Raw genomic sequence first — 879 nt, forward strand, 5'->3', positions numbered from 1 at the left:
ATCTGGCATAATCCATTTGACATCAGGATAAGTTAATTTTAAAGAATTAATTAACGAACTTAGTTTCGTATTAAACTCAGTGGATTTGTTTTTTAACTTATCTCTGTCGGATTGACTCCAGTTCTTAACCGCAGGGATAGTTGAGAAATCAGGGAGAGTAAATATCGCAACCTGCTTAGCTCCCAGACTTTTCAATCTAACTAAAGATGTTTTATAGTTATTAACAATATCATCAGGTGATTTGTTTCCCGTGATAAAATCATTGCCGCCAAACATAGCAAGAAAAAGAGTTTGACCAATATCATATCCATTAGATTTTTTCATATAAGACTCAAATGAGTCTAATTGCTGACTAAATCCTGAGAATATCAGATTACTGCCACTCTCTGCATTGCCCGTTGCCCATGTGTAACCAGGCACCTTGATATGCTTTTTACTCAGGTATTCATGCCAAACAAGTCCGTTTGAAAAATGCCCTAAAAACCATGTATTACTATTTGGCACTGTTCCATAAGAACCGTTATAAACATTAATCGTATCAGATAAACTATCGCCGAAAACAACCATTCTATCCAGTTTCGCTTTGCCAACTTCTACTGAGGGAATATTACTTCCTTCATTCCAGAATGAGTAATAATAAGATAGAGTGTAATCAGATGCGTAAGGTATTAAGTCACTATAGTTAATGTCTTTTTTATTTAATGTATTAATGCAAACATTTTTTATTTCTTGGTGGCTAGCCTTTGTATAAAACATATTAGCCAGAATGGCGCTGGAATACCAATGACCATTAACTGTAGCATAATTGTTGGCTGCGTTACCCGCGCGCCCCCATTCCCAAGATGAAGTTGCATCAAAATTTTTATCTTTATTTTTCCT

General features: G+C 35.3%; 1 protein-coding gene. It reads right to left on the reverse strand.

Going from position 1 to position 879, the window contains the following annotated elements; genetic code table 11:
• On the reverse strand, positions 1 to 879 hold an 879-nt coding region (locus V1952_RS22115), incomplete at both ends, for an SGNH/GDSL hydrolase family protein (RefSeq protein ID WP_420075583.1).

The sequence above is a fragment of the Yersinia sp. 2542 StPb PI genome (assembly GCF_048593855.1).
GTDB lineage: Bacteria > Pseudomonadota > Gammaproteobacteria > Enterobacterales > Enterobacteriaceae > Yersinia > Yersinia enterocolitica_E.